Below are 25,420 nucleotides of genomic sequence, written 5' to 3'. Positions count from 1 at the left end.
AGTGAAATGAGCATTGGCATAGGGGGTTATTTATTCAAATTGAAGTTAATGACTTGAGTAACGTTGACGCGCACCGCTTCACCGGTGATCTCTCCGGGCCTGAAGGTCCAGCGACTGACCGCATCGAGGGTCGCTTTATCAAAGACATTGGGCGGCGTCGCGCTGACCACTTCCATCTCACCGACGGTGCCATCTTTTTCCACCACAAACTTCACTTTGACTTTGCCGGTCAGTCCCATTCGTTTGGCTTGAAACGGGTAGATGGGGGACTGATTGTGAGTAGGAATTAACGGCTTATCCAACTGAGCTTCGCCGAATACCAGGTCGCCCGGAGTGGGCTTGAAGATGCGGGTATCCAGCTCTGGCAGCCCTGGATCAGCCTTCAGGCTCAGTGAGCTGGTCTGTATTGGTGTGGTATCAATGGGCAGTGCCAGCCTGGGTTTAGGCGGAGCCTGTTGCGGTTTCGGTTGCTCGGGTGGTGGTGGCGTTGCCGGTTTCATGGGCTCCAGTTTTACCATGGAAATGGGGCGAGCCAGAATGAGTTGGTCACTGCTTCTTGGCGGCGTACGAAGCCCAGGCAAAAGAGAAAATATCAGCAAATTGATTATCATGGCCAGCAGTGCAGCCAAGCCCAGCGGCAGCCACTTGTGATGCAAGATCATCGCTCACCCTTATTTTGAGTGGCGACGCTGACCCGCTCGGCACCCGCCAGACGGCACTGATCCATCACTCGAACCAAGATACCGGTAGGAGCGGCTTTGTCTGCGACGACAACCACATCGGCATCGGGTTTGTCGGCGACGGCTCGGGCGACCAGCAGTCGAACGCTTCGAATGTCGATGGCCTTGCCGTCAAAATGCACTTCGCCGTTGTCGGCGATGCCGACCAGAATAGCCTGCTGCTTGGAAACGACGGCTGTTTCGGCATTGGGACGATTGATGTCGATGCCGGTTTCTTTCACAAAACTGGTGGTGACCATAAAGAAGATCAGCAGCAAAAACACCAGATCAATCAGAGGTGAGATGTTCACTTCCGGGCTGGCCTTTCGCCGTCTTAATGAGTCTCTGATCTGTATCACTGGCTGCTCCTTTGTAAGAGACTGATGGTTTCGTTGAGCGTCTGGCTCAGGCGTCGGGCACGGCGGTTGAGGATGACCCCGAGAAACATCCCCGGAATGGCCACGGTGAGTCCGCTCTGGGTGGTAATAAGGGATTCGGAGATACCGCCAGCCATGGCTTTGGCGTTGCCGGTTCCAAACAGTGCAATGACATCAAAGGTAGCGATCATGCCATTAACGGTGCCCAGCAGCCCCAGCAGTGGGGCAATGGCGGCCAGAGTGGCAATCAAGCCAATTCTTTTATCCAATTTAGGCTGAGTTTGAAGTCGGTATTGTTGCAACAACCCCTGAAATTCTGCTGCCGTCGCCGGAGTATGGGGGGCTAGGAATCGCACCAAGTCACGGCGAACACCGGCCTGGTTCGGACCGCAGTCCCCTCGGCGTATCATCGATATGGCGGAGTCCAGGCTCAGGTCGTCCTGCTCCAGCCTGTAGAAGGCGAACAGTCGCTCCAGGCTGAGGCACCACAGCAGCATGGAGCACAGCATGATGGGGATCATCACTGTGCCGCCAGTGCTGACGTAGTCGTACAGTCCGACAAGTACTTCCGTTAACATGCCGGTTCTGCCGAGAGAGCGGGAGTGCGCAGGCTGAGGTCTTCACGCTGAATGATGTTAGTCAGTGCGACGGCTTTCTCTTCCATGTCACCGATGATGTGCTCAACCTGCCGATTTAGGACCGAATGCAGCAGCATGATGGGGATGGCAATGGCCAATCCCAGCATAGTGGTGATCAGAGCGGTGGAGATGCCGCCAGACATCATTCTCGGGTCGCCGGTACCGGCAATGTGGATCACTTCAAAGGTATCGATCATGCCGGTCACCGTGCCTAACAAACCCAGCAAAGGTGCAACGGCGCCGAGCATGGCCAGGAAGGGCAGGAACCGCTCCAGTCTGGGGAGTTCTTTAAGAATCGCTTCCTGAAGAATGCTCTCTAGGACATCTCGCGGCTCGCTTCGAGCGGCCAGCCCGGTGCGCAACACGTTGTAGACCGGCGATGTTTTTCGTTTTGCGACCATCTGGTCACATTGTTGCCATTGGCCCTCACCGGCCAGTGCATTGACTTTGTTCATGGTGCTGTCGGTATTGTCATGCACCCGCTTCAAAAACCAGGCGCGCTCCACCGCGATGATTAAGCCCAGCAAGCCGATGAAGACGATGGGCCAGACCAGGGGGCCCCCTTGCAGGATGCGTTCAGACAATGAGGGCGTACGGCGCAACTGATCCAAAGCAGCCCCGGCGCTGAGGTCCAGCGGCAGAACGTCACTTTTTCCCTCCAAATAGCGGTCAAGGGCCCACTGCAACATGAACCCCGGTGAAGAGGGCATCTCTCTGAACGTTAGGGTGTTGGCGTCATAGAGAATGGGCTCGCCGTGTTGGCCGGACAGCACCAGTGACATAAAGGGCCCGGCTGTCAGTACCTGCCGTTCAGTGATGGTGCCATCCCGACCGGTGACGTTGACCAGGTGCAGGCCCACTTCGCCGCTGAGGGTGATTTCGTCATTGAAGTAGCGAAACAGACTGTTGAGATCATTAATGTCCGGGAATTGGGTGCCGTCAGCCAACAGATCGAGGTGTTGAATGCGTTGGGGGGTCATTGCTGAAAAAGGCGATGCCAGAGCCAGTTGGCGCAGGTTTTTGGCGGCAGTACGGACGATGGCAACGATGCGGCCAACCTGTTTTTCCAACGTGTCTCGCTGGCCGGTTAATTGCTGCAGTTCGGCGTCCAGATTTTTGCTGCGAACAGACTCCTGTTTTTTCTTCAGTTTCAGAGCGTTAATTTCACCTCGAAGGCGCTGAATGCGTTGCTGCAGGTCGTTGCGTTGATCGGTAATGCGTTGTTGGGATTCGCTATCCTGAGCTTTGCGTTGGGTCAAAGCCGTTTCGGCATTGGCCTGAGCCTGGCGTAGATCGGCACTCCAAGCGGAGTTGATGCAGGAAAGGCTCACTAACATGATGATTAAGAGGCGTTTCATGGCAGGGTAATCCTTCCGATTGGCAGGCTCACCAGTTCGGCACTGCGTCCATGGTTGGCCAGGGAAATGGCTTTTTTTATTGGGGCGACACAGTCGCTGGGTAAGGGATCGAAACTGAGCGTTTTCGGATTAAAAACACCACATTGCGCCTCATCGAGAGTCTGATAATACAGGGCAAGTCGGCCGACCTTCAGCAGTTGGACGGTGAGGGGATGACCATTGAGTTCGATGGTCTCCTGCCAGGATTCACTGGTGTGGCCGAATTGCGTTTCTATGGTGAACAGTTCCAGCAATCGTTCCAGCTTCTCTGCTTGCTCAGTCGATGGCGCGTCCAGCCAGTGGTTGAATTGTTGCAGTCGTTGCTGTCGCTCCTGCTGCAAAAAAGGCAGGCTGGTTTGAACCGCTTGTGCCGCTTTTTGAGCCTGTTCGTCGATAACAGGATCCAGCCCCGAAGTCAGTCGACTTGCACTGGCGATGTCTTGCTTTAGGCTTGCCGCCGTATCGGACTTTTGGGCATTACTCCACAGCAGGCTGTCGACGTCTTTTTTCAGAGTGTCGTGTTGCTCAGTGAGCTGTTGCAACTGCAGTTCGAGCCGTTTGCGCTGTTGATCCCATTCGCTTTCCCTACGTTGGGTCTGATGACCAACTGCGATATCGTTTTTAACGGTTTTATCCAGTGTGGCTGGATCAGCATGACCGTGGCCACAAACCAGCAAACTGAAAATCAGAGTAAGCAGCGGGCGCCTTTTTGCCTGAGGCAGGCAGGGTTGGTGCCGTTTATTTAGAGGATATAAATGCATTGGGAGTCTGTCTTTAATCGATGTTAGGTGTCTACGAACAACTGACGTTGCTGAATTCCTAAGCCAATAATTCAGGCGATCTTGAACTTTGAACCTTGAACCTGTCAACCAATTTGTGAATCATTATCGTTTTCATTCTCACAAATTTGAATCTGCATCCATCCTGACTGAATATCGGCAAAGAACCTTCAATTTACGCCGTGGTTACATTTTTGTTACCAGTCGCTGCCTTTTGAGTGAGTGAGAAAGTGCGCTTAATTTGACTGTTTCTGCCCATGCTTTCTTTCCTCTGGCGCTATATGAGAGGCAAAGGTTGCGCTTGGATTAACGCAAAATGCGAAAGGGTGTATATGCGGTTTTGCGTATTAATATTGGAGGATTTGATAGCCGCTTGGGCTTATTAGGGTAAATCTTTTTACATGGAGTCGAGGTCATTTTTTGACATTGCTCGACAAATGAGAATGATACGCGTTTGGTAGTGTTTATCATTCGCGTTTGCGTGTATAGTGGCGTCGAGTTTGCTGTGTCTGTTGCCATGATCGATGGAGCAAACCGTGTTCTGTTACGGTTTCTGGCACTGTTGCTGTGGTAATGCTGCTCACTAGAACGGGGGGGGGTATTAGCAGGGTAGTGCCTGGAACCGCGGCGTGTTTCGCCGAGGAAACACGCCGACGTAGCCCTAACTTTAGAGTGATTCCAGGAAGTATTTCATATATGAAATTCAAGGAAATAACGGTTGCCGGTACTTTTATCGGCCTGATCTGTTCCAGCGGCATCCAGGTGTATGCCGAGCCTCAAACTGAGCAGAGTCAAGTTTCGACAACGGATGAAGTGGCATTGGACGAAAGTACGGTGACCGCAGATTACGTTGAAATTGAAGCAATCAGTACCACCAAGAACATTCGAGTGATCTCTCGTGAAGACATGGAGAACAAGGGCTACGAAAGTTTGTCTGAGGTGTTGGATGATGTACCCGGAATCAATGTCTCTAAGACGGGCTATGGTGAGATTGACATTCGAGGCCAGGGCAGCCGAACCGCCGGTAGAAATATTCAAATCATGGTCGACGGTGCGCCAATCGGTATTTTGACTCAGCACCCTTATAAAACCGACTACAACATTGTTCCTGTCGACCAGATTGAAAAAATTGAGATTATTGAAGGGGGCGGTGCGGTATTGTACGGCAGCGGTACTGCCGGCGGAGTGATCAATATTACCACCAACCTGAAAGGGATGAAGAAACCTCAAAACTCGGTGAGCTATGAATATGGCTCTGAAAACCAACGTCGTTGGTCAGGGAATTTTGGTGTTCAGGCAACCGATGATTTGGTCTTGCAGGCCAACTATTCCGCTGAAAACTCCGATCTCTATTTTAAAGATACCTACAAGAAGAACGAATATTACGGCCTTGGTGCTGCTTATCAATTGACCGACAATCAGATGCTGTCAATGAAGTACAGCCACTATGAAGAGGATGGACAGTACGTCTTCAATGTCAGTGCCGACAATTTGAAAAAGTACGGCCGTAACTACGTTCCCGATGAAACCCGGGTGACTGTCGGCTATGACGAGGAAACCGGAGAGTACATCTATGAAGTGAAGCGTCGCTATAACCAGAGCGATCGCAAGTCCGATGGCTTGAAGTTATCCCATAGCATTAATTTCAGTGACTCACTGTCGTTGATGACCGATCTGGTGTCTCAGAAGGGGTATTACCGAAACTCCCACTACGAAGACAAAGACATGGATTACCAGACCAAGGGCGCCAAACTGAAGCTAAACTGGGGCTATGCTGATCATCATAACCTGCTGGTGGGGTTAGATCTTCTCAACCAGGAGGCAACCCTGACCCAGCCTAAGTACAAGCAAAATACCTATAACGTCTTTGATTATGAAAAGGAGATTCAGGCAATCTTCGTTCATAACAAGAATCGAGTTGGCAACTTTGAATTTACTCAGGGCATTCGTTTTGATGCGACCGACTGGATTACCGCTAAGCCTGAATGCGCCAGTTCCAAGTGTGCCGGCACTTCGGTAAGGCATAAAAATGAGCGTCGAAATCAAGCTTATGAACTGTCGTCGGCGTGGTTGTACTCGGACACAGGGCGGCTGTTTGCCCGATATGAGCGTGGTTTCACCACCCCAGATGGCATCCAGATGACCGACGATGTCTATGTGGACACTAAAAATCACGTCTTTGTGGCCACCGAAGCCGACGATGAGATTTACGATACCTATGAAATCGGGATGCGGGACTATTTTCTGAGCACCTTCCTGTCGATGACCGCGTACCTGACCGAGACTGATAACGAGCTCAACCGGGTAAAAATTGAAAGCCCTATTGCAGACAAGAGTTACAAGAAAGACAAGAAGACGCTGAACCTGTTGAAGACCCGCCGGTACGGCGTGGATTTTTCTGCCGAGCAGGTCCTGGGTCAGTTCCGCTTGTCCCAGAGTTACACCTGGTCCAAAGGCAAAACCGAATACAACAGTCAGGGTAAGGCGTTGATTGAGGAAGGCAAGCAGATTGACTGGAGCGACAGCGGTCTGCAGAAAGTGCCCGAACACAAGGTGGTGGTAACGGTAGACTATGATTTCACACCGCGCCTGAGCGCCGGCGTGAAATACAAGTACACCGGCGGATACTCCAACTACTTTGATGAAGCCGACAAGCCCGAGGATGAACTGGTGGACAGTTATGAAACCACCGATCTGAGTGTACGTTATGCCATGGCCAATGGCCTGACCTTGTACGGCGGCGTTAACAACCTGTTTGATGAAACCTACTATCACTACGTCGCCACTGGCTCTTCGTCGTCCACGGTATGGCCGGCCTTTGGCCAGACCTGGTATCTGGGGGGGCGGTTTGAGCTGTAGCGGCGAGACTGGATTGACGCCGAGTCGTTGTCTCAACGGCCGAGCATCGACGTGCGCTCGAGCCAGGAGTTGAGCCGACAGAAAATGACGAGGCCCCTGTTTAGGGGCCTCGTTGTTGTTGCAGTCGAGCGTCTCGGTTCAGTTAAACAACCGGTCTTCCAGGCTCAGGCCCCGGCTCAGTTGCCGGTACTCCAGCTGCTGTCGGTGCAACGCTTGCAGCAGTTCGATGTCGAACTGGGGGTGGGCGCTGTCGTCGTAGCGAAGCAGAAACTCCTGTTGCCCCTTGTGAGTCACTTCGCGGACGCCCGGCAACTGTCTGAGCCAATGGTCGGCCTCCGTGCCAGACTGCGGGGTCAGGGTCAGGGTCAAGATGGCGTCTTTTTGACTGCCATGAACCTCCAGAGTCTGGCTGATGCGGCCCTGTTCGATGTGCAGCACCGTGTCACACATCTTCTGCAGCTCTTCCAGGTTGTGAGAACTGATCAGAAAATGACATTGCCCTCGCAAGCTGTTGACCAGATCCCGGACGGCGCGGGCGTTGGCCGGATCCAAGCCAGCGGTAGGCTCATCCAGTAACACCAGCCTGGGTTGGCCCATCAGCGCCTGGGCAATGGTGACCCGCTTGCGCATGCCGTGGCTGAGATCCTGGGGGCGACTGGCAAAGGTATCGGCCAGTTGCACCAGCTCCAATACCCGCCGTGCCTCTTTATCCGCCTCGGTTTTACTCATTCCCTGCAGGGCACCGAAGTGGCGCAACTGAATGCCGATGCTGAAGCCGGGATCCAGTTGAGCATCCTGAGGCAAGGCGCTGAGTTGCCCCAGCAGTTCACTGCTGCCCGGAGCGTGCCCCAGTACCGTCAGCGAACCGCTGCTGGGCTGAAGATAACCACAAATCAACGACATCAGCGTGGTTTTTCCGGCGCCATTGGGGCCCACCAGGGCGATGCTGTCGCTGCCATCGAGACTCAGGTCGACGCGGTCCAGGGCCAGCTTGCTGCCGTAGCTTTTACTGAGTTGCTGTGCGTGAATCAACATTACAAGGCGGTCCTTTTCAGGGTCATCTGGGCCAGCACCAGCATCAGCAGGGCTTGGGCGACGGGCAGCCAGGCCAGCGACAGAGCCTGGCCTGGTGAGGTGCCGATGAGATCGCCGAGTTGGCCACCGGGAACCAGGAAGCGCAGCGCCTCCAACGGGGCGTAGATCATGGCAAGCAGGCCGATCAGCAGCGGCGTGAACAGCCAGAACAGGCTGGCCAGTACCACGGCCTGTCGTCCGGACTTGGCGATCAGCGACAGCAGAGCCATGGTGGCAGTAAACGGCAGCAGCACCAGCATCAGGTTAAGGCTGATCAACAGGGCATGGCTCAGCAGAGACATCAGCTGGGTATCGCCGTTGTAGAGCGCCAGACCGAGGGTGGCAACGACCGAACTGATGACCATCGCCATCTGTATTAGCATCAGTCCCAGAAAACGGCCCAGCAACAGGCTATCGCGGCTGCTGCGCAGGGTCAGAAATCTCAGGGTGCCGCGCTGCAGATCCGAGGCCATCTGATCGGCACACAGGCCGATGGCGGTCATGGGGTACAGTAGCAGTGCCAGTCCCCAGTACACCGCCAGTTCCGGGTGAGGCCAGTCAAACAGGACGGCGATGCCACCGTCGCCGAGCAGGGCGGTGACAAACTCCTGCATCTGCGGGTTTCTCAGCAGGTCGCTGGCTTGCAGTATGGGGTAACGCAGTAGCAGTCCCCACACCAGAGCGAAGGCCAGCAACCACAGCAGCCCCCGTTTGGTTTGAAATAACCGTTTGAGTTCAAAGCCGGCGGTCAGGCCGACGTGCCTCATTGACAGAGAGTGACTGCTCACCCGATCTCCTTAACGCCCGTCTTGGGCTCGACGTGTTTTAAATTCAGACTCTTCCAGCCACTTGGGCCAGTCCGAGTTATTGGCCAGCTCGGCGGCCAGGTTGGCCATTAGCGCCAGGTCTTGTTTCATTCCCGCCAGCGACCAGCGAGGATCGTAATCGTCCTCCGGCTTGTGGTAACGGTGAGGAATGTAGTCCGGATCGTTATCGCCCAGGCTCATGAATAGCAGGCCGGGAACCCCCTGCTTGGCCATGGCGAAATGATCACTGCGATACAGCAATCCGGCCTGAGGACGAGGGTCGGGCTTAACGGTACGCCCTTGTTTGGCAGCTTCTTTTTCAAGGTAGGCTTCCAGTTCGGAAACCCCATCCCCATAACGAAGGATGTAGCTTAACTGGTCGCCGACGTTCATGCCATCGATGTTGAGAAAGGCCACCATCTGTTTGGTGGGAATGGGAGGATGCTCAGCAAATTGCTGGGCGCCAATCATGCCAGTTTCCTCGGCGGTGAAGCTGGTGAACATCAGGGTGCGCTTAAACGGGGCGATGGCGTGCCGGGCTTTTAGTACCCGTGCCAGTTCCAGAACGCCGGCGACACCGGTGGCGTTGTCGATGGCTCCATTGTAGATGTGACCATCGCTTTCGTTGGTGCCGAGGTGATCCCAGTGGGCGTGAATCATCACCACTTCGTCGGGGCGCTCGCTGCCGGGAAGGATGGCCAGCACGTTGTGGGAGGTGGCCTGGGTGCTGCGATTGGCAAAGCTCAGGCTGGCCTTCTGGTTCATCGTCACCGCTTTAAAGCCGGGCTCGGCCGCTTGGCGACTGAGGGCATCGAGATCCAGCTTAGCTGCGGCAAACAGTCGCTTGGCGGCGTCCTGATGCAGCCAGCCCATCACCGGTAACTGATCGGCATTGCCCTGCTTGTCCACCAGGGTGTATTTGCTGCCGGTGTTGGAGTTTTCCACCACGCCCCAGGCGTAGCCGGCGGCATCGGTCTGGTGAATGATCAGCGCGGCGGCGGCCCCCTGGCGGGCTGCCTCTTCGTATTTGTAGGTCCAGCGGCCATAGTAGGTCATGGCGTTGCCTTTAAACAGGGTCGGATCCTGAGTGGCAAAGCCCGGGTCATTGACCAGCATCACCACCGTCTTGCCTTTGACGTCCAGGCCTTGATAGTCGTTCCATTGGTATTCGGGCGCATTGATGCCGTAGCCGACAAACACCAGTTCGGATTGTTTCAGGTCGATTTGGCTGCGCATCTGATGGGTGCGGGCGGTGAAGTCGCTGCCCACTTTAAACTGCTGTTCACCGACGGTCAGGGTCATGGCCTGATCGGCAGTGACCTGAGCCAGGGGCACGGGTTGCAGGTATTGGCCCTGATAGCCGGGCTCAAGGCCGAGTTGTTTGAACTGACCGGCGATGTAGTCGATGCTGAGGCGTTCACCCGGGCTCAAAGGACCGCGGCCGCCGTACTGGTCTGACGCCAGAGTCTTGATGTGCTGATGCAGGTTGGTGTCGTTAAAGTCACCGCTGTCGGTGGCAACAACGGTCATCGAGCTGGCCAGCAGGCACAACCCGGCTGTGAGCCTTTGGAAAGCGAACATCCTGTTTCCTTATGATTATTCTCTGTTTGGCGAACAGCAAACACTAGCATAACAGGTGTAATTCTGAACAGCTTCAAGGGCGGCGGGGCACAAAGAAAAGGGGGAGACCACCGGCCTCCCCCAGGATGGGCGTCAGAGTTACGGGTTAGGGTGCCAGACCATCCAAGGTAATCACCCCGATGTCGATCCCTGGGGTTGCCAGCCCAGTGGTGTTGTTCGGATCGTCCACTGCGATGGCGGTGTAACGCATGCCAGCCTGCAGCTCCAGCATTGCCGGTCCGACGGCGATGACCTCAGGGGTATTCTCCGGTGTAATCAACAGGTAGTAGTTGCCCGGGGGAATGCCAAGGATGCCGGACTCCACCAGGTAGGGCACCCCGGCCAGTTTGATGTCACCGTCGTCGGCCATCATGTCGGCGCTGAGATAGATGTCCACCTTGCCCGCCGAGGCGCTGGCGTGAAACACCCGCAGCCGCGCTTCGGTGGCGATGGCTCGTAGGTCTTCCTCTACTGCCCACAGCGTCGGCATCCCCATGGCGTCGATGACCGCAATGGCACTGTAGGCGGTGCCGGCCGCCAGAGTCAGTTCGGGAATGTCGATGAGCACGGTGGAGGTGGCGTTGGCGGCAACCTGTATCTGGTAGCTGTCGGCATCCAGGCTCAGGAAGCCCTGAGCCGGGGTGGTGTTAGCGAACGTCAGGTTGTACAGGGGAGACGCGGCATCCGGAGCCTGGCCATTGACCCAGATGTCGACACCGCCGACCGCAGCAATGCCGTGGGTGGCTCGCAGCCCGGCCATTAACTGACTGTCCTGAATGATGGCGGCATCGTTTCCAGCTTCATCGGCGCTGTTGTCGGCCACCAGCAGGTTCACCGGTGCTGCGCCAGCCTGGGTGTTGGCGACGGCGGCAATAAACAGGTCGGCGGCATCGGTGAGCGCCAGGGCACCACTGTCGTAGGCCACCACGCTGGGATCATCGGGGTCGGTCAGGCGAACTCGGTAGGTGCCGGGCTCCACCATCACCGGGTCCGGGGTGAACTCGCCAAAACTCAGTTCGGTTAACTCGGTGGCGGCTGAGAGTGGGTCGTCGGCGCCGGTGACGTGGACGCCAACCCGGCCGACGGCGGGCGCGCTGTGCAGCACCTGCAGCCGCAACATGGTCAGGTCTTCACTGAGCAGGTTGCGGGGAACAATCACCGGGGCAAAGGGAGTGGGACCAGAGCCCGCCAGCAGGCTGGCCACTAATCCAGTCGCGGTGACGTTGTACTCGATGTTGGGATCCAGGGTGAGGGTTTGGTCGAATACCGTGGCGGTGCTGCCGTCGGCCAGGATACCCTCGACCTTGATGTTGTGGCTGCCTGAGGGCAGAGGCAACAGGGTGGAGGCTTGCTGGTAATCGACATCGGAAAGTACCGCATTCCCGTCGACTAGCACGTTGACTTTCGGGGCATCCGGAGACGCATGGATCACCCGAACATAACTCATGGTGAGTTCGGGAGGGGTTATGACCACGGGATCGTCATCATCATCGTCACAGGCAACAATTAACAGACAGCTGCTTGCCACCAGGGTGGCTTTAAGTAGGGCTTTCATGGTTATGCTCCAGTTTTCGATAAGCCCGAATCAGTACGCCGCTGCCGTGGCCGCAGATCAGAAATTAGCGGCTTGAGCTGCTGTTTTTTTCTCAAAAGACAAAAACACCTCGGCTACAGTAATGCCGAATTTCTTAATTTTTGCCCGATTTAACATGCGGTTGGTATCTATCATCACCATGGTGTCATCGAAGCTGACTTGCCAGTCGCCACTATCGGTGCTCAGTTCCATGTCATAGACCCAGTGCAATACCGCGCCGCTGACTCGCCCGTGAGCGACGCCGATGATGTCGTCGGCCTGGCCTCGATAACTGCCATCGTCGAGACGTTCGATACGCCATTGCCGGAATTGAGTCTCGCCGTCGGCATAAAAGAAATACTCATCCAGGGTGCCTTGTGTGCCGCTCCAGCGGCCGTCAATGCGAACACGAAAGCGGCGCACCACCTCGCCGGAACGGTCGGTGACCATGCCGTACGCCATCACTTCGCCGTCAAAGAACGTTTCCAGGCTCATTGGCGGTTGCCAATCCCGGTAGGTTTCGAGGTCATGACTGCAGCCCACCAGCAGTAGCGTAATCAGTAGCACGCGAATCATGGCCGGCCTCCTTGCGCCCCGGTTAGTTGCCGGGTAAAGCCCGGGTCGGCGCTGTCCCGAGACAACCAGATCGCCAGAAACTGGCGGTTGCCTTCGCTGCTGTCAAAGTTACAACGTCGTTGTCCGTTCCAGTCCAGGCTGGCACTGCTGTCCTCGGCCAGATAGAAGCTGAGGGTATGACCAACATCGACGTCGGGAAAGCAGGGGCCCATCTGCTGCAGCCAGCGTTGGCTGGCGGCATCCTGATAGCCCATGCGTTGCCACTGGGATTCGGTGGCCTCGAGCAGTTCAATGGCATCGATCTGCCTGTGGTAGGTCAGCGACAGCCGCAGCGGGCCAGTGAGGCCCAGGTAGCGCCCCTCCTGGTTAAACAGTTGGGCGGTGTAGATGTCCCAAAACAGCACCGAGAACGTGCTTTGGCCGATGCGGTCCAGGGCTGAGGCGGATTGCAACCCCAGCCACAGTGTCAGGGGGATGAGGGCATAACGGGTCATGGCGTTTCTCCCAGGCGGTGAATCAACAGTGGTAGCAGCGCCCACCACAGAATAAACGGCAGGCTGACGGCCAGTTGCGACCAGTGAATGCTGGCATGGCCAAAGCTGGTGGCTGCGGCGTAACTGGCTGGCCCTCCCAGGGCGCCGAGCAGGCTCAGAGCCCACAGAGGCCAGTGAACGCTCGATACCAATATCAACAGGTAACGGCAACAGGCCAGCCACAGCAGCGCCAACCACAGAGGCACGCCAGCCAGCAAGGGGCCAGGCTCGAACAGAACTAACCAGCCGCTGCTCAGCCACAGCCCATCGACGACAATACCCAGGCTGGCCAGCAGTAGAACCGAGAGCCATTGGTGTCGCCCCAAGGGGGACAGCCAGGCCCAGATCAGCAAGGCGGGCAGTTGCCAGCTCGCGGCTGGTGCCCACATGCTTGCCAACCAAAACAACTGAAAAATCACGCTGTCGACCAACAAGCGGCGGGTCTGGCTGCGCCAGCCATTGGGGAGTGTTAAGGGCTGCATGGTGACTCCTGGGGCCAAAGATACTGGGTTATACGAAGCTTTTGGCCTCAGGATCAGGGAATTCGGTGAACCACTTGCCGGCGCCAGACGTAGTGAACGCTATCCTATGTTGCCGCGACCACGAGAAAATGATTCCAGTCTTCCCCCTTAATGCTCACGTGTTCCCCGAGGGACGGTTGAGCCTGCGAATTTTTGAGGCCCGATACTTGCGCATGGTGCGTGAGCGGGCTGGCCGACCCGATGGCTTTGCCATGGGCATGCTGGTGGAGGGGGAAGCCGGCGGTAACGTGCTTAATCTGGCGACTCTGGTCAACATCGTCGATTTTGACCAGCTGCAGGACGGGTTGCTGGGGATCACCGTGGAGGGGATCGAATTGGTACGGCTGAGTCAGATGCGAACCGATGCCGACGGGTTGCGCTGGGCCCAGTGTGAACCGGTACCCATCTGGGTTGACGGGGGCGCGAACGAGGATGACGGCATCAAGTCAGCCCTGCTTCGATTGCTTTCTGAATACCCGGAGATTGGTGCATTGTATCCCGCTGCCGAACGGCGGCCGTTGCAATGGTGCCTGTTGAGGTGGTTGGAGTTATTGCCCATTGATGCCGAGGCCAAAGCTCACATTCTGACTCGGCCGTCGTCGGAGATGGCGGTGGCGCTGATTCACTCCATTATCGATCGCAGTGATCCATCTTAAGGCGCCACTCGTATTGCGTGTATCTGCTCGTTGACCTATGGTGAGAAAGGAAGCTGGTATGATTCATAATCAACCGTTTGTGAGGCGAGTGCGCAACCACAAGGAGCGCTCAATGCAAGGCGTCGCGCCCTCGGCTTCAACCAACCAACCTGAGACTGGTATGGTGAAATCGCCGAATAATGATCCCTCCCCCCAAGCCCTGTCCAAGGCGATGATTCAGGTTGCCAACGACAGAGACAAACGCGCTTATGCGATGCTGTTTAAGCATTTCGCAAATCGAGTGCACGCGTTTTGTTTCAAGAAGGTCGGTGACGATCAGCTGGCGAGGGAGGTGGCTCAGGACACCATGCTGGCGGTGTGGCAAAAGGCGCACCGGTTCGACGTGGACAAGGGCAATGTGTCCACCTGGATCTACACCATCGCTCGCAATCGCTGTTTCGACCTCGGCAGACAGAAGCTGTCCAGGCCGGTGCTGGTGAGCTCCGACGACCTGTACAGCGAGCCGGCGCCCCAGTCCCATGACAGTGATCGTCTGCTGCAGTTGGCGACGGAGAAAAAGCGCTTGCATCAGTTACTGGCCAACCTTCCGGAAAATCAGCGTCAGGTGGTGTCGCTGGTGTACTTGAAAGAGATGAGTCACCAGGCGGCGGCCCAGCATCTGCAACTGCCAGTAGGCACGGTGAAGAGCCGGCTGCGGCTGGCGATGGAAAAATTGGCGTTACGCCTTAACAAAGGAGCTTTGGGCTATGACTGAACGTCATCCAACCTTGGCTCAGATTGAGCAATTCATTCAGGGCGACCTGGATGATATACAGGCCATTATGGTGTCGGTCCATCTGGGGGCCTGTTCGCAATGCAGCCAGCTGGCGCAGCAGTGCCAACAGCGCCAGGCGAGCCACTCGTTGATGCCGGCATCCGATGTCGAGGCGTTTGACGACGCCGATCTGGACCAGATACTGGCACAGCTGGACAGTGAAGAGCCGGCGTCGGCGCAGCCTGATGTCGAGACCCGCTCGCCGACCCAGCTGGAGTTTCAGGGGCGCACGGTCTCGGTTCCGCCGGCATTGTCGACGCTGGTGGCGCGGGCCGGACCTTGGAGTCGAGTGGTGAGCCGACTTTGGAGCGCCACCATCCAGGGACATCAGTTGCCTTATCAACTGAACTTTATCTACATGGAACCCGGCGGCAGCATTGCCACTCATGCCCACAAAGGGCTGGAGTGGACCCTGGTGCTCGACGGGACTTTCTCGGATGACCGGGGCGATTTTCATCCCGGCGATCTGATTCAGTGTGATGATCAAGTGGAGCATGCGCCCTATTCGGAGAATGGCTGCTTGTGTCTGGCGGCCATTGATGCGCCGCTGCATTTTACTTCGGGATTGGCCCGAGCGCTGAATCCGTTCAGTCAGCTGTTCTTTAAGCCCGGAGGCTAGTGTTATCGGGTCACACTCTGACGCAATACTGAATCTAAGCTGACTAATCGAAGGATTTCAGTAAGGTGTAGGAACTCCGCCAGCCGTTGAAGACTCTGAGTTTTTAAGGCTGGCGGTTTTTTTGTGACCTCGTCGAGGTTGAAAAAGCCCCAGCTGGCCCAGATGCTAGTAGTGTCCACCCACCTGTCGGTGGACTCGTTTCTCTGGAATAGGAGTCAGAATGGGTAAGTTTTTAAAAACGGCGTTAATGATGCTGATGGTCGGGCAAGCCCCGGTTCAGGCCGCAACGCCGCTGTCTCTCAATCAATCTCTGACCGAGCTCCCCGGACTGGAGCGCGCAAGTAAGGCCCAGAAAGGCCTGCCGGAACTGATGGCCATCAATAGCCAGGAGTATGCTTCGGTAATTCAGCCGACCACAGATTTCGAAAACCTGTATCAACACGCGCAGATGGCCCAAAACGAACTGGCCATGCTGACTCATCGCGTAGCCTACCTATCCTCCACCCAAGCCAGTGTCCCCGATGTGAAGAGTCGAGAGCGCGCGCTGGCAAAGCTGGAGGGGAAACTGGATGGTGACGTTCGTTTACTCACGGATCTGGCGCGCACCACCTTAGTGGCGTCAAATGTGGAAGGGGTGGTGCGAGCCTATCACCACCTGAATCAACACGGACAGGTGGTGAAGGTTAAAAACCGGTTTCAGACCCCCAAGGCCAACGGCTATCGCGACATGAACGTCCTGGTGCGCCTGCCGCAATCTAAGCTGGTGGCCGAGGTTCAGATTCACCTGGCGGACATTGCCGCCATTAAAAGCGGTGCCGAGCACGATATTTATACTCAGATTCAGGAGATTGAGCGAAATGCTGCCCAGCAGCAGCGGGACTTGGCAGAGATTGAGCTGGCGCGAATCAGCAGGCTTAAACAGCAATCCAGCGAGTTGTATCAGCGGGCCTGGGAGGCACACGACACCCCGGCCAGGGTCAATTACGGATAGGGAATCAGGGCGGAGTCTTCTCCGCCCTTTTTTTGTCTTTAATTCAGGTCTGAATCCTGCCAGTAGCGGCTACCGGTGACATTGGCATCGAGCAGGATGCCCTTGTCATTCAGCACGAAGATGGCCATGCCGCCGTTGTACTTGGCACTGACTTCGGCGGATTCATCCCAGGCCACCAGGCCGGCCTCACTGCTGGCTTCCCAGCCATCGTGAACAAATTTATCGAAGTGGGTCTGGTCTTCGAACAGCATCACCTGTTGATAGAATTTGCCCCCCAGCCCCAGAGCCAGGCCAGCCCCAAACATATTCATGTAGGTACGCTTATGGCTGTGGCGGTTGACCGCAACCCCGGAGCCACCGTTGGTGTGCAGCATCAGCGAAAACTTCCTCGAATCGAACACCGCATAGCCGTAGGCTTCATCAAACAGCGGTTTGACCTCGGGATGTTCACTGAACAGCCGAACCAGGGTGACTTCTGACATGGTGTTCAATGCATCCCTGGCTTGTTGCGGGCTGTCCGGTTCCAGCATCTGCTCCAGTTTCGCCTCTCCCTGCTTGGCCCAGACCTTGCCTTTTTCGAGGGCGTCGTCACTCCACTCGCCGGCGTGATCCAGGGCGCCATCGGCCCACTCTGAGGAGGCATCCCAGGTGTCGCTGCTCCACTCCGAGGTGGCATCCCAGGCCTCTTTGCTGGCATCGGCGGTGGTCTCCCAGGCTTCCTTGCTAACGTCGGCGGCTTGCTCGCCCAACTCTTTGGCTTTGGCTTTCAGTTCGTCCCAGCCTGCCTGGGCCGGTGCGCTGAGGGCCAATATGCCAGCCAGAGCCAGCATCTGCGGGTGTTTCATGGTGCTCTCCTCAAACATTGCTGGCGCCAGTATACCAGCGCCCGGTGAAAAAGAGGTGCAGGGTGCCGCTTGCGGTTGCAGTGCTCAGCTGCGGGCCGATTTTGGCAACGCCTTGGCGGCAGGCTGCAGCATCAGGTGCAGGCTGAAGACGGCGACCGCCACCATCGCCAACGGCGTCAACCACTGAACGACCAAGAACAACCAAGGATTGCCAAAGTACTCGTAGGCATAGCACAGCCCCTGCAGTGCGCTGAAGGCGACAAACAGCGGCAATGCCTTCAGCAGCCAGAACTTGGGTTGCCAGCCGAGATTGCGCAGCCGTTGCATCAACAGCACAAACGACAGCACATAGGCGATAACGGTCGCCCCTCGAGCGAGCATCTGGGCGGTGTCGGCCAACTCATAGTCAGCGGTCATTGCCACCGCCATCAGTAGGGCGATGATCAGGCTGCTGGCCAGTCCCAACTGCAGGCAGCGCCACAAGTAGTGGATGGGGGAGAGTTGTTCCTTGTGGCAATCCGGGTTGTGCTTGAGCAGCGGGTGTCCGGGGTTTTGGCGGCTGAGCGCGGGCTTGCGCCACAGGATGGGCAGTTGCAGCAGGGCCCAAACCGCCATCAATACCCCCTGGCCGGTGATCAGGAAGCTGGGTGGCTGGCTGGGAAAGGAGAACATTCGCAGCATCAGGCTCAGGCCGATGGTGGCTTGGAAGGTCAGCAGCCCCATGGGCAGCGCCCACCATTTGCCGAAGGCACGATTGGCCAGCATGAGGCTGGCGATCATAAACAAGGGATCCAGCCAGATGCCGCCAAACAGGCCGGCCCAGGAGACCACCACCGCCTCAATGGCGCCGCCGCCAAGGCCACTCCAAAGTTGCTGGCTATGCAGGGGGGCGTTCAGGGTCAGCAGCAGCGGTACGGTGACCAGCAGCATCACTCCCAACAGGTAGCGATCCCGATCCAGGGGCGCATCGTCGCGGGAGAACTGGTTTTTATAGAACAGGTCTTTTATCAGGGTAATCATGGGGTTCTCTGGTGTGGTTACGAGGGCGCCGCCACCGGCGCCCCGTTGTGCTAAGGGGACTCAGTCGTCCTCACCCCAGTCGTCATAGGGGTCGCGTTCGGGTTTGGTAAAGGTGTTGTCGTTGTAGGGCCAGGGTACCGCGGCCAGGAAGGTGGCCAGCTCCGGCGTGTCGGCATGGTGTTCGCGAATTGCCGCCAGGGTGTGATTGATGTGAAACGGGGACACCGCTTCACCTCCACCCATGGCACAAAAATAGGCGGCCAATTGCGGCAGGTACGCCTTGTTCAGGCACAGGCTGTAGGCGGCATGGGCAAGCAGCGGCTCACCGCCATGGCCTTCCAGGGTTGCGGCACAGGGCCAGCGGCTGACGCTGTCAATCAGCTGGGCGATCAGGGGCGCACAAGCCTGGTGGTGCACTGCCTCATGGAAAAACTGTTTTTCACTCTCGGTGCGGCCCAGGCCATCGCTGAAGGCCAGGTAAAGGGGGCGTACGGTGGCGTCGGGTTTGGGGTTTAGCCTGCCCACCAGTCGCCCCAGCCATCCTGACTGGCTCTCCTGGTGGCCACCTAGCTGCTGTTGCAACGCGGGCAGCAGCGCCAGCAATTGCTCCAGGGCCTGTTGGCGCCCTTCGGCGCAATGGAGATCGCCACTGGTAATATGAACGCAGCCACTGGGGCCCGGTTGGGCCTGCAGTGATGCTGGAATCCTCAGTGGTAAGCCGGCGCGGCGTTGGCAGGGCAGCCATTGTGGGTCTCGTTGGTCGAGAGGTGCGGCCTCCATGGTTTTTGGAAGGCGGGCTTCTAGGTGTTCATCGCACTCGAAACCGTAGCTCAGGGTTAACCGGTCTTGTTGGCGGCCGCTGGGGGCGAGTGGTTCATGATCGAACGGCATCGGCGAGTGGCAGTTGCCCTGCGAATCCTCAATTCCCACCCGGTAAAGGGGGGAGCGGCGTTCACCGTCGAGACCGATTTTCTGTACCGTCCCGTCCTGCCAGCCCAGCCAGATCTCCGGCTGAGTCGGGTCAAACCAGGCACCGGTCAGGCAACTGAGCAGTGTCTGCCAGGCGTCGTTGTCGGTATGGGCATATTGGCCAGAGGCGATGCGAGATAAGGACTGTCGCAACTCCGGATGGTAATGGTCACTCTCCACCTGATCCAGGTGCAGATGACGGACTTCCCGGGTCCACAGCACTTCGCCCTGGTTCAAATCCAGCAACTGCAGCTCAAACGCGAACCGGTCTTCATCCACTTGAATCAGTCGATCGGCCCCGGGCATCAGCGCCAGCCCTCGAGTCCGGTCCAGATAGAGCCAGGGGCGAACGGTGACGTCCACCGGGGTGGGTTTGCTGGCTAGTACGGCTCGTTGCTGATCGCCATTGCCGGGATTGAGGCAGTGGATCCAGTGCTGGCGGAATTTGTAACCCGGCTTGCTGTTGCGGCCATAAAAGGCAAACTGGCCGTCGTGGCGACGGGTCAAGGTGGTGAGATCATGCTCGCTGTCGTCGATGGGCCAGTTGGCCACCACAGTGCCCTGGTTCAAATCCAGCGCCAGCAGGCGGTAACCATTGAGCTGTTTATGACGAAAGTCCGCCGCCAGCCACAGTCGCCCCGTGTCGGTGTCCAGCCAGGCGCCGGAGTCGTAGCGGCAGCTGAGATCCGCCAGTGGAGTGACAGTGCGCTGGCGATCATCCCCGAGAAACACCTTGCCCCGATCGGTGACGGCCACGAATCGGTGCTGATCCAGCGGTTGCAACAGTTTTATGTCGGAGTCTTCGCTGCCCGGTAGCTCACCCTGCCAACGCACCTGCGGCGGTTCGGTCGACTCGATAACCTGTATCTGAATCGCGCCTACGTAGTCCAGGGAGAGGGATTTCAGGCGATAGGGGAAGGTCATGATCAGTATTCCTTACCGTTGAATGGCCAGGGCAAAGCCTGAATGAAACGGCGATAGTGACGTCGCTTGAATAAGCCGCGGTTGTAGAGGCTGTCGATCACCGGCAGGGTGTGTTCCATATGGAATTGGGCACAATGCTCGCCGTCGATGACATTGAAGTACGCTGCCAACAGCGGCAGATGGTCGATGCTGTGCTCTGCCAAAGCCAATACGGTATCGGCCAGGGCGGGCTTGCTGTCGCCGCTGCGCAGCCTGGCGGCCTGAGGGCTGTGGCAGAGGTGTTCGACTGCCTGGGCCAGGCACTGGGCACCGCCGGGTGCCTGAATTGCCGCGCGGGCAAATTCAAGCTCGTTGGCCTGATTGCCGTCGGCGTCGCGAAAGCTGGGCTCCAGTCGGGCTCCCTTTGCACTGTCAGGCAGTTGACTGACCTGGTGCGCCCACTCCCTGGCCCCTTGCAGCCGATCTTCGGCCAGGGCCAGGTAGCCGACTTCGATGATCAGTTTGCCCGCCTGAGTATGGGCCAACCTTTGCTCATCGCTCATCACCAGCTCTGGCTGGGGGCAGACGCGGCAGGGAACCGACACAGTGCCGCTAACAGGGTCGGTTATCGGGTTGCCGATATCCAGCTGTTGGTAGTCCATGTTCACCGTCATCAGGGTGCCGTCGTCCAGTGGCGTTAGGGCCTGGGACCAGGCCGGGTAACTGAGATGGGTCAATGGGTTGTTAAGGTCATGAAAATGGTCTGGCTGCGGTTTCGGACGGTAAAGCCGGCTGTCACCCAGGGCAAACTGTTGGCCGGTGTTCAGGCTGAGCTGTTGCACGGCTCCATCCAGCCACTGCAGCCACAGGGTGCGACCATCCTGGCTGAGCCTCAGGTCCCCCAGGGCTTCGGTGAAGCTCTCCAGCGCCTGCTCCAGGTCATCGGCATCCACGGTCTCTCCCCTGGCGTGGGCTATCAGGGTGGCAAACTCCTCGGCGTCGCAGTCGCACTGCGGCTGGCTCAGGTAACGCACCGGCTGGCGCCACAGGATGGTGAACTCCATCAGATCCACCAGTTGCATTCCGTAGCCGAGGCGATGGGCGTTGAGAGGCAGGGTATCCATGCAGGGCATCAGCGCCAGTTCCAGTCCCGGATGGACGGTCATCACCCGGTGGTGATACATCACCTCGGGAAAGGGGCGGGAATCCAGAGGGTGAAACTCGGTGTCGCCACTGTCGGGGTTGCAGCAGTAGAAACCGTGGCGGCGAGCCGGATCGCCGCCACGGCCGCGGTTGTAGAACAGAAAACGGCCGTCATTGCGCCGAGTCAGGCTTTGAGTATTGATGTAGTCCGGCAGAGGCAGATCGGCGATCAGCTGCCAGTCGGGCAGCGACCAGCCCATTAATCGCGGCGACTCAAACGCGTCCGGCTCCCGCTCCATATCGGCGGCATACCACAACTGCCGTTGGTCGCGATCCAGCCAGCAGCCACCGCTCAGGCCCCGAACCGGCAGGGCCTGAACTGGTTTTAGTTGCTGAGTTCTCATATCGCCGAAAAACAGCCGTCCGGATTCGTCGGCCACTACGAGATGATCGGTGTCCAGCAGCTCGGCGAGCAGGACCTTGTGCTCGGAACCAAGCAGCTCCGCCTGCCAAATGAGCCGCTGGCGGTTGTGATCGACCGGCGTCAGCACCCGCAGCTGGTTGCAGCCGCCATCTCGATAAATGGCAATCACAGGGGATGTCATTGATGGTCCTGTCATTCTTTGTCCAGCAGGCGTTGGGCCAGCGCCCGAACCCGCACCGAGGTGTCTTGAAGCAGCCCCTTGATTCCAGGGCGGGAGTGACCCAGCTGCCCGAGTCGCTCAGCCAGAGCCAGCCGATCTTTGCCGCACAGGTAGGGGCTCATTGGCGGCAGAGCCTGTTGGCTGGCGATCGTCTTCAGGTAGTCATCGACCTGGTACTGGAAGGCAAAGGCCACTCGCACCCCTTCGGGGATATCCAGCGTGGACAACCGTTGCAGTGCCCATTCGGCGGCCCTGTGGATCAACGCCTTGCGAGCCTGAGGGTCACGGATGGTGATGTGGCCCACCTGCGGATGCTGCCAGCGCTGCTCCAGGGGCAGCTCGCCCTGACGGATCAACTGGGCCACGTACAGGTCGGTCAGCGGCTCTGGTGCCAGCAGCTTCAGGGCAGAGACATGGTGGTTGAGTAGCAGGGTCAATAGGCGGTCGCTGCGATCCTGGTCCAGCAGCCCCCATAAATAGAACTGCGGCCCCAGCCGGCTCTCGGCATCGGTCCTGGCGTTGAGTTCCCGGCTGAGGGTGGCGGCCAGTTTTGCCTGCACCTGTTGTCGCTCCCGGTCGCCATTGAGGTAGGCCAGCACCTCTACGGCAGTGTCGTTGGCGATCTGGCGACGACGGGCCGGTTGCTCCAGCCAGTCCAGATCCTCCTCCACCTCGGTGTTGCTGATCAGGTAGCCGTTGAGGGCCTGGGTGAACTCCTCCTCCAGCCATTGGGGCAGAACCGCCTCGGGGTGGCGGCTCATCAGGTCCTGGTAGAACTGCAGTCGCTCCCGATCCTCGCGCCTGCGCAGTACCTGCAGCATCTGTTGATACTGGTTCCAGGCACTGGCGCCCAGCATGGAACTGTCATCGGGGCGTGCCTCACCATAGTGGTCCAGCATCGCCACATAGCGTTGCCAGAAGCGCGCATCGGCCGGCCGGTAGCAGGCCAGCTGCTGGTCACTGCACAGACGGAACACCTCCAGCTCGCAGTCACTGACGCCACACTTGCTCAGCTGACGGTGCAGCGTGTGCTCCTCTTCGACATCGTTGATGCCCTGGTAGAGGGGGTAGTCGGAGTGGGGTTTGCTGAGCAGGCCGATGACTTTTTGCGGCGCCAGGGTCAGCAGCAGTTGCAGCAGTCGTTGGCTCAGGCGTTCGAGCCGAAGCGGGACTCGGTCCAGCCAGCTGGCAATTTGCAGCCAGAATAGGCAATGGAGGCCAAACTGAAAGCCGTCATCGTGCATTAGCAGGGCGTAGGCGGGCTGCCGATCGGTGATTCGATCTCCGAGGGTGCCGCCGTCATGGTGCAGAATGGCGGCCAGCCGTTCTGCCATTAGGGTGTGTCGAGCCGGGTCAAACGGCTGTGGCTCGTTGTCGGTGAGGTAGAGTTGCAGTTCCGCTGGCAGGGTGTCGTCTTTGCTGTATTCGGCTAACTGTTGGCACAGCAGCGGCATCAACTGCTGATCCAGCCAGGCGGTCATTCGGCCGGCGGCGCCGTCGGCGACGGCAATGTCCTGGGCACACCAGGCGGCATAGGTGGCGGCACCCAGGGTCTGTGGCCATTGTTCCGGCGCCAGCAGGCTGGGGTGAGCTCGAGTGCGTTGGTCCAGCGCGGTAAACTCGCTCAGTTCCAGCTCGTCGCACCACAGGCACTCGAGGTCTTCGTGGAGTGCCTGGTGCTGCTGTTGTTCGCTATTGAGATCCTGCCGGTAACGGTCGCAATACTCGGTTTCGCTGAGGTGACCGAACTCCTGAATCAGGGTATCTGCCATTCGCCGGGGGAATTGCGGCCGCCCCAGCAGCCGCCAAAACAGATCCAACAAACGCAGTTCGTTGTCGACACCGCGCCGTTCACTCAGCAACCGTTCGAAGTAGTAGGGGAACGTCGGTACCACATCGTCCTGAGCGAAGGGGCGGCTCAGCCACAGGGCCAGGTTTTCCTGAAAGGCCTCGGCGCCGCCGTACTCATAGCGGCCGATGCGGCCAAAATCGAATTCAGGCACTTGTGCCAGCAAGCGCTCGCCGCTGTCCTGATCCAACTCGCCCTGAACATAGGCGCGCAGCATCGGTCCCTGGTCGAGGCCGCCGATAAAGTTGAGGGCATTGCCAAACTGGTCATCAAACAGTGGGCCTTGACTGCTGTCATCACCGTTGTCCTGGTGCGCCTCGGCCACCACCACCAACGGGCCGTTGGCGTTCTGCTCGATGTTCTGATGCAGGGCCAGCGCCGCCGTTTCAATGTTGCCGTTCAAAAAGGGTTGCAGGTTGACCTCATCCTGCCACTGGTCCTGGTCGTAGGGGTCGGCCGCCACCGGCCACTCGGCCCTCATGGTATGGAAGAAGCCCAATACCGGCTGGGTCTCATCCAGGCTGTGTTCGTCATGATAGGCCAGCAGTGGCCGGGTGATCAGGCGTTGACTCAACTGGTCGCAGAACCACTGGTACTCCTGCGGATGTTGTTGCAGGTAATCGGCCAGATCCCCATGGTTATCCGGCTGGTTGAAGGAGCGGCGCACCTGGGGGTTGTCACAGTAGATATAGGCGTTGAGCAGGTCGCGGCTCCAGCCGCAGGCCTGAACCAGCAGGGCCATCAGGGTGTCGTGGGAGTCCTCATGTTCGCTGTCCCAGTAGGGGATGAAGAAGCCGGCCAGCAGCCAGGCGCATTCGTCGTGCTCCACCGCCAGCATGTACAGGGCTTCCAGGCCGAACAGGTGGCAGTCGTCCAGCCACATGTCGCTGCTGTCGTTACGGCGGCGGGCAAAGGCCACCATCGCCTCGGCGGTGGCTATCAGGGTTGGTTTGAGCTCCGGGTGGCCCAGGGCGGCGGCAAACAGGATCGCCTCGCTGAAATAAACCTCGTCGTCGTCGCTCACCAGGGCAGGCATCCCGCCCCGCACGCAGGTCATGGCGTAGGCCAGCAGCCGCTCCATCTTGCCGGCATCGTCCGGTTGTAAGCGTCGATGGCCCTGCGGTTGACTGGCCACAAATTCGACGTTGTGCATCAACCCCATCTCTTGCCGAAATGCCTGTTCGGACGCCAGCAGTTCCTGATAGCGCTCAAGGGCGGCTTTGAGGCTGGCGGGCTGGGTGGGAGAGAGAGGTATAAGGATCTGTTTATCAAACTGCTTCATGGAGTCCCTGCTGGCTCAATGTCGATACGGCGAGGTGAATTTGCGCGATGAATGGTATCAACTATGACGCGGCTTACCACCAATTTATTGGTATTTTTTTGCTGTATTTCAACTGGTTAACATGTTTTTTCGATGCAGGAATAGTGTAAGGCGACCGCCAGCGGCCAATGATGAAGTCGATGACGGAAATACTTGGCTGCCGAGGGGAGGGAG

General features: G+C 57.9%; 22 protein-coding genes. 5 read left to right on the top strand and 17 right to left on the bottom strand.

The window, feature by feature from the left end; all coding sequences use genetic code 11:
• Positions 1-26: 26 nt before the first annotated feature.
• The 5 genes from H598_RS25745 to H598_RS25740 are packed head-to-tail and all read right to left on the bottom strand — an operon-like array spanning position 27 to position 3,892.
• A complete protein-coding gene (locus H598_RS25745; protein WP_051252815.1) occupies positions 27-662 on the bottom strand; it encodes an energy transducer TonB in 636 nt (211 codons plus the stop codon).
• Entirely contained in the window at positions 659-1,078 is a 420-nt protein-coding gene (locus H598_RS0116890; RefSeq protein ID WP_028114049.1) for an ExbD/TolR family protein, read from the bottom strand. Before H598_RS0116890 ends, H598_RS25745 begins: the two co-directional genes overlap by 4 nt.
• Positions 1,075-1,674, bottom strand: a complete 600-nt coding sequence (locus tag H598_RS26800) for a MotA/TolQ/ExbB proton channel family protein (protein ID WP_028114048.1) — start codon at positions 1,672-1,674, stop codon at positions 1,075-1,077. The genes H598_RS0116890 and H598_RS26800 overlap by 4 nt, the downstream gene beginning before the upstream one ends.
• Positions 1,668-3,092: a MotA/TolQ/ExbB proton channel family protein gene (locus H598_RS24785; RefSeq protein ID WP_051252813.1), complete on the bottom strand. Its 1,425-nt coding sequence runs from the start codon at positions 3,090-3,092 to the stop codon at positions 1,668-1,670. Before H598_RS24785 ends, H598_RS26800 begins: the two co-directional genes overlap by 7 nt.
• Positions 3,089-3,892 (bottom strand): DUF3450 domain-containing protein, encoded by an 804-nt coding sequence (locus tag H598_RS25740; RefSeq protein WP_084144514.1) that lies wholly within the window; start codon positions 3,890-3,892, stop codon positions 3,089-3,091. The genes H598_RS24785 and H598_RS25740 overlap by 4 nt, the downstream gene beginning before the upstream one ends.
• Positions 3,893-4,606: 714 nt before the next feature.
• On the opposite strand from H598_RS25740, the gene H598_RS24775 reads away from it, so the two are divergent.
• Positions 4,607-6,769 (top strand): TonB-dependent receptor, encoded by a 2,163-nt coding sequence (locus H598_RS24775; RefSeq protein ID WP_051252811.1) that lies wholly within the window; start codon positions 4,607-4,609, stop codon positions 6,767-6,769.
• 138 nt (positions 6,770-6,907) lie between these two features.
• Here H598_RS24775 and H598_RS0116865 read toward each other — a convergent pair whose 3' ends face one another.
• The 7 genes from H598_RS0116865 to H598_RS0116835 all read right to left on the bottom strand — a co-directional run bounded on the left by H598_RS0116865 (position 6,908) and on the right by H598_RS0116835 (position 13,433).
• Positions 6,908-7,804 (bottom strand): ABC transporter ATP-binding protein, encoded by an 897-nt coding sequence (locus H598_RS0116865; RefSeq protein WP_028114047.1) that lies wholly within the window; start codon positions 7,802-7,804, stop codon positions 6,908-6,910.
• Positions 7,804-8,631, bottom strand: a complete 828-nt coding sequence (locus H598_RS0116860) for an ABC transporter permease (protein ID WP_028114046.1) — start codon at positions 8,629-8,631, stop codon at positions 7,804-7,806. Before H598_RS0116860 ends, H598_RS0116865 begins: the two co-directional genes overlap by 1 nt.
• Before the next feature lie 9 nt (positions 8,632-8,640).
• On the bottom strand, positions 8,641-10,230 hold the full coding sequence (locus H598_RS0116855) for a M28 family metallopeptidase (protein ID WP_028114045.1): 1,590 nt from the start codon (positions 10,228-10,230) through the stop codon (positions 8,641-8,643).
• Between the two features lie 145 nt (positions 10,231-10,375).
• Positions 10,376-11,824, bottom strand: a complete 1,449-nt coding sequence (locus H598_RS0116850) for a DUF4397 domain-containing protein (RefSeq protein ID WP_028114044.1) — start codon at positions 11,822-11,824, stop codon at positions 10,376-10,378.
• 57 nt (positions 11,825-11,881) lie between these two features.
• Positions 11,882-12,418 (bottom strand): DUF3833 domain-containing protein, encoded by a 537-nt coding sequence (locus tag H598_RS0116845; protein WP_035416064.1) that lies wholly within the window; start codon positions 12,416-12,418, stop codon positions 11,882-11,884.
• On the bottom strand, positions 12,415-12,912 hold the full coding sequence (locus H598_RS0116840; protein WP_028114042.1) for a chalcone isomerase family protein: 498 nt from the start codon (positions 12,910-12,912) through the stop codon (positions 12,415-12,417). The genes H598_RS0116845 and H598_RS0116840 overlap by 4 nt, the downstream gene beginning before the upstream one ends.
• Positions 12,909-13,433 (bottom strand): DUF2878 family protein, encoded by a 525-nt coding sequence (locus H598_RS0116835; protein ID WP_028114041.1) that lies wholly within the window; start codon positions 13,431-13,433, stop codon positions 12,909-12,911. Before H598_RS0116835 ends, H598_RS0116840 begins: the two co-directional genes overlap by 4 nt.
• A gap of 128 nt (positions 13,434-13,561) precedes the next feature.
• Between H598_RS0116835 and H598_RS0116830 the strand changes: the two genes are divergently transcribed.
• The 4 genes from H598_RS0116830 to H598_RS0116815 all read left to right on the top strand — a co-directional run bounded on the left by H598_RS0116830 (position 13,562) and on the right by H598_RS0116815 (position 16,552).
• The gene (locus tag H598_RS0116830; protein WP_028114040.1) at positions 13,562-14,128 is read left to right on the top strand and encodes an LON peptidase substrate-binding domain-containing protein; all 567 of its coding nucleotides are present in this window, start codon (positions 13,562-13,564) and stop codon (positions 14,126-14,128) included.
• A 58-nt stretch (positions 14,129-14,186) separates the two neighbouring features.
• Complete coding sequence (locus tag H598_RS0116825) at positions 14,187-14,882, top strand: sigma-70 family RNA polymerase sigma factor (protein ID WP_211227316.1); 696 nt, start codon at positions 14,187-14,189, stop codon at positions 14,880-14,882.
• On the top strand, positions 14,875-15,561 hold the full coding sequence (locus H598_RS24770) for a ChrR family anti-sigma-E factor (RefSeq protein WP_051252808.1): 687 nt from the start codon (positions 14,875-14,877) through the stop codon (positions 15,559-15,561). The genes H598_RS0116825 and H598_RS24770 overlap by 8 nt, the downstream gene beginning before the upstream one ends.
• Before the next feature lie 220 nt (positions 15,562-15,781).
• Positions 15,782-16,552, top strand: a complete 771-nt coding sequence (locus H598_RS0116815) for a nucleotidyltransferase family protein (protein ID WP_028114038.1) — start codon at positions 15,782-15,784, stop codon at positions 16,550-16,552.
• 38 nt (positions 16,553-16,590) lie between these two features.
• Here the strand turns inward: H598_RS0116815 and H598_RS0116810 are convergent, their stop codons facing one another.
• From H598_RS0116810 to H598_RS0116790, 5 genes are all read right to left on the bottom strand, one after another.
• Entirely contained in the window at positions 16,591-17,397 is an 807-nt protein-coding gene (locus H598_RS0116810; protein ID WP_028114037.1) for a lipid-binding SYLF domain-containing protein, read from the bottom strand.
• Positions 17,398-17,481: 84 nt separating this feature from the next.
• Complete coding sequence (locus H598_RS0116805) at positions 17,482-18,417, bottom strand: hypothetical protein (protein ID WP_028114036.1); 936 nt, start codon at positions 18,415-18,417, stop codon at positions 17,482-17,484.
• Between the two features lie 60 nt (positions 18,418-18,477).
• Entirely contained in the window at positions 18,478-20,310 is a 1,833-nt protein-coding gene (locus H598_RS0116800; RefSeq protein ID WP_028114035.1) for a hypothetical protein, read from the bottom strand.
• Between the two features lie 2 nt (positions 20,311-20,312).
• Positions 20,313-22,037, bottom strand: a complete 1,725-nt coding sequence (locus H598_RS0116795) for a hypothetical protein (protein ID WP_156897078.1) — start codon at positions 22,035-22,037, stop codon at positions 20,313-20,315.
• A gap of 11 nt (positions 22,038-22,048) precedes the next feature.
• Complete coding sequence (locus H598_RS0116790) at positions 22,049-25,207, bottom strand: hypothetical protein (RefSeq protein WP_028114033.1); 3,159 nt, start codon at positions 25,205-25,207, stop codon at positions 22,049-22,051.
• Positions 25,208-25,420 lie beyond the last annotated feature (213 nt).

This window comes from Ferrimonas kyonanensis DSM 18153 (assembly GCF_000425405.1).
Classification (GTDB): Bacteria; Pseudomonadota; Gammaproteobacteria; order Enterobacterales; family Shewanellaceae; genus Ferrimonas; species Ferrimonas kyonanensis.
This window is presented reverse-complemented; position numbering and strand designations above follow the sequence as displayed.